The organism is Lacrimispora amygdalina, assembly GCF_003432035.1.
In the GTDB taxonomy this organism is placed as follows: Bacteria; Bacillota; Clostridia; order Lachnospirales; family Lachnospiraceae; genus Lacrimispora; species Lacrimispora amygdalina.
This window is the reverse complement of sequence record NZ_QOHO01000143.1, coordinates 1-4,182: the sequence shown is the minus strand read 5'-3', so window position 1 is coordinate 4,182 and position 4,182 is coordinate 1. Positions and strand designations below refer to the sequence as shown.

5 protein-coding genes are annotated in these 4,182 nt (G+C 41.3%); 2 read left to right on the top strand and 3 right to left on the bottom strand.

The genetic code is table 11. The annotated features are described in order from the left end of the window. Positions 1 to 22 precede the first annotated feature (22 nt). The 3 genes from DS742_RS28250 to DS742_RS28240 are packed head-to-tail and all read right to left on the bottom strand — an operon-like array spanning position 23 to position 1,919. The gene (locus tag DS742_RS28250; RefSeq protein ID WP_117420231.1) at positions 23 to 322 is read right to left on the bottom strand and encodes a PTS sugar transporter subunit IIA; all 300 of its coding nucleotides are present in this window, start codon (positions 320 to 322) and stop codon (positions 23 to 25) included. Positions 323 to 342: 20 nt separating this feature from the next. After that, entirely contained in the window at positions 343 to 549 is a 207-nt protein-coding gene (locus DS742_RS28245; protein WP_117420230.1) for a hypothetical protein, read from the bottom strand. A gap of 59 nt (positions 550 to 608) precedes the next feature. After that, complete coding sequence (locus tag DS742_RS28240) at positions 609 to 1,919, bottom strand: PTS sugar transporter subunit IIC (RefSeq protein WP_117420232.1); 1,311 nt, start codon at positions 1,917 to 1,919, stop codon at positions 609 to 611. Positions 1,920 to 2,229: 310 nt separating this feature from the next. On the opposite strand from DS742_RS28240, the gene ascB reads away from it, so the two are divergent. Beyond that, the gene (gene ascB / locus DS742_RS28235) at positions 2,230 to 3,717 is read left to right on the top strand and encodes a 6-phospho-beta-glucosidase (RefSeq protein ID WP_117420229.1); all 1,488 of its coding nucleotides are present in this window, start codon (positions 2,230 to 2,232) and stop codon (positions 3,715 to 3,717) included. A gap of 248 nt (positions 3,718 to 3,965) precedes the next feature. Then, positions 3,966 to 4,182: hypothetical protein (locus DS742_RS29310; RefSeq protein ID WP_205692828.1), on the top strand; the 217-nt coding region annotated here is incomplete at its 3' end.

Here is a 4,182-nt window from a genome sequence, read left to right as displayed (position 1 = left end):
TCATGAATAATTCGGGTTTAACTTATTTTCTCAAAATATCAATCATTTCTTTGCATAAATCCATGACCGTCATGGCATTCATCAAATGATCCTGGGCATGAACCATCAGAAGTCCGACCTCCACTTTATTGCCGTTTAATTCATTCTGGATCATCTCTGTCTGTATCTCGTGAGCTTCCTTAAGTATGGTGTCTGCCTCCTCCATGAGTTCATCTGCCTTCTTAAAGTCACCGGCCTTGGCCGCACGAAGGGCCTCAATTGCAGTACTTCTGGCATTCCCTCCGTTTACTACAAGTTTCATAACAATCATTTCAATATCCATCACTATGCTGCCTCTCTCTCCTAACCAGCGATTATGAGTTTCACAAATGTAAACAGGGTGCAGATCACAATCATGGTCCATACCCATTTTTCCGGTCTGCGAAATTCAGACGAAGGACTCCATACCCGGAAAAGTCCGTAAGGCGGACATAATACAATCCACAGATAAGTAATAATTCTTGCTTTTGAAAATACGTCTGTCACCTGAAGCTCATGCTTTTCCTTCATGTTTCAATTGCCTCCTCTATTTTGTCAGACTCATAATCGCCTCATTCTGTTTGAAACTGTTATTCTTCTGTTACAACCTGCTGTTTGTTTGCTATCAGAACAAACGGGATATACACTACAAATGCAAGGAGGATACAGATAATCTGAGTTACTGCTGCCCCTATATTTCCGCCGGAACAAAGAAACGCCATAAGTCCCGGAGGTGTGGTCCACGGTGCATTTACCACCATCCTTGCACAGAAGCCGATCTTTGTCATGGCATACGCAAAAGTAGCGGATACTGCGGGTGAAATCATAAACGGAATGGCAAGCACCGGATTCATTACAATCGGAAGTCCGAAAGTCAGCGGTTCATTGATGTTAAAAAGAGCACAGGGAAGAGCCAGCTTCGCAATTGCCCTATAGTCTTCACGCTTGGAAAACAGCATAATGGCGATAATCAGTCCTCCGGTGATTCCTGCTCCGGTAACGGTTGAAAAACAGGACATAAAGGGGGTGTTAATAATATTGGGAATCGCCGTTCCTGCAGCATATGCAGCCTCATTTTCTGCAAAAGCAGCCAGAAGAATAGGTTCGTATACCGCCTTTGTCACCTGGGTTCCGTGAATACCAAACGTCCATAAAACAGTGGTGATGAAAATAAGGGTGATATATCCAGGGAAGCTTGTTAAGATATTGGACAGCGGTCTCTGAATAAATGCGGTAATGGCATTAAACAGTGTCATGCCTGTAGCCATTTCAAATATCATTCCCACTGCTGATATAATGACCACAGTAATCAGGGAAGGGAACAGGATCGTAAAGGATCTTGCTACGTTTGACGGAACACCTTCTGGCATATGAATTTCCAGTTTTCCGCTCTTTACCAGCCGGCAGTAAATTTCCGTAGCAGCTATGGAAGCAAACATTCCTACAAACAGCCCCTGTGCATTGGTGTAGACTCTTGAAAGAACATTGGTGACTACCACTTCGGTACCATCAGCTGCCTTTCCGCTTGCAGTAAAGGCACAAAGTGAAATATAGGCTCCCAGTGCCACAACCGGAAGTGCCTTATCGGTAATTCCATAGTGTTCCCCCAGTTCCATGGCAATTAAGATCACACATCCGATCGCGATAAAATTCATGGTTCCGTAGTTGGCTGCTGTAAACATGGGATTCAATTTTCCAAGGAAGCTTAAACCCGGAATGTTTGCAAGACTGAAAAATCCTGGTGTCGTGTTGCAGATAACATTGGAAAACAGTGTACAGAATGAGCCGATAATGATAATTGGCAGAAGGCTCATAAATGCGTTTTTAATTGCTGCCAGATGTCTTTGTGTCTGCATTGCCCCTGCTGCAGACAGCATGCCGTTCATTAATTTGTCTTTCATCTTTTCCTCCATCTCCACCGTATTAACGGTATTTACATTAAAACGTTCCGCATTTCCCCAAACTTTGTGCATCTTCCCCACTTTATTCATGTTTTTTCTGGTTTTCTTATGCGTATTGACATATTATCATACTTACCTTTTAAACTCCATGTTCAGTTTTTCCATTTTCATAATGGCATTTTCTTCTTCTCTCCAAAAGAAGCAGACACCACCACCAATTTGGAAAAAGTGTTCTTGGATATTGATTTTCTGCTCTGTTATAATAATTGCATGAAACATTAAAACAGCTAAGGAAGAGGGAGGGAATCATATGAATCACAAACAGACGTTTCCGGAAGGTTTTCTCTGGGGCGGTGCAACTGCTGCCAACCAGGTTGAAGGCGGTTGGAAAGAAGGCGGAAAAGGAATTTCCGTATCAGACTGCGCCAGAGCACATTTTGATACAGACGTGACCAATTATAAGGCTCACAACGCAGTAACGACTAAAGACATTGAAGCTGCTCTTGCTACCGATGATGAGGTATATTATCCCAAACGCCATGGATCAGATTTTTATCACCATTACAAAGAAGATATAAGACTCTTCGCAGAAATGGGCTTTAAGGTCTACCGCCTGTCCATTGCCTGGTCCCGTATTTTCCCGAATGGGGATGAGGAAGTGCCCAATGAAGAGGGACTTAAATTCTATGACGATGTATTTGACGAGCTTCATAAATACGGGATCGAACCGCTTGTGACCATGTCCCACTATGAACCTCCTTTAAATCTGGTATTAAATTATAAGGGCTGGTATTCCAGAGAGGTCATTGGCTTTTTCACAAGATATGTGGAAACCATCTGCACCCGGTATAAGGATAAGGTAAAATACTGGCTGACCTTTAATGAAGTGGACTCCATGATCCGCCACCCCTATACAACCGGCGGCTTAATCGAAGACCGTTTCCCCGGTCAGAACTTCGAGGAGGTAATCTTTCAGGCAATGCACCACCAGTTTGTGGCATCTGCCCATGCAACCAGAATCTGTCATGAGATTATTCCCGGCTCTCTCGTTGGATGCATGCTGACAAAACTGACCTACTATCCCTATACCTGCAAGCCGGAAGATGTATTAAAAGCCCAGCAGACCATGCGGGGAACCTACTGCTATAGTGATACCCAGGTATTTGGAGAATATCCGGCTTACTTACTCTCCCGTTTTAAAAATAACGGGATCAGCATACGCAAAGAAGCGGGGGATGATGAAATCATGAAATCCTATCCTGTGGATTTTGTTTCCTTCTCGTATTATAATTCATCCTGTGCAGCTGAGGATACATCTAATTTAAATGTTACGGCAGGCAATACCATAAATGCCATTAAAAATCCTTACTTAAAGGCTTCCGACTGGGGATGGCAGATTGATCCTACCGGACTGCGTATTTCCATGGTAGATCTCTATGACCGCTACCGCAAGCCTCTGTTTATTGTAGAGAACGGACTTGGGGCTGCAGATGTGGTTGAGGAAGACGGGACTATTGATGACCAGTACCGGATTGATTACTTAAGGGAGCATATGAAGGCTATTTTAGATGCCATTGAGGAGGACGGCGTGGATTGTCTCGGCTATACCTCCTGGGGCTGTATCGATCTGGTTTCGGAATCCACCAAGCAGATGTCTAAGCGTTACGGATATATCTATGTGGACTGTGATGATTTCGGTAAGGGGACTTATAAACGACTGAAGAAAAAATCTTTTTACTGGTATAAGAAAGTTATCGAAACAAATGGACTCAGTCTGTACTCGGATGAAGAGTTTTAATTAAGGACAATAAATTGTATAAAGGGATAGCTCTGTTTGAAGAGCTACCCCTTTATTATATTGCAATTGTTTATGGGACTTACCATTCTATAACAGTAAAAGTTACACAAATACTAGTATTTATTACATGTAAAATAATTTAAGTTTTTACGTTATATAATATTAAATGATAGAGAGGTGATTTTAATGTATAATAAAAGAAATTAAACATTAGCTATTTATTATTTTTGATAAGGAAGTGGATATCTATGAAAAATTCCAAAATATATTGGATTATCAGTATGGTAGTAATTATATTAAGTATCGTAACTTTACTACTTATGGTTATTGGAAAAAAGACTATAATAACCTGTTCATTTTTTATCTTTGAACTATTTTCCTTGTTACTTGTTGGTAATGTAGCATCATACTTAACTACATATTTGTCTCAACGTAAACAGTTGAAAAAAAAGAACATAATTTTTA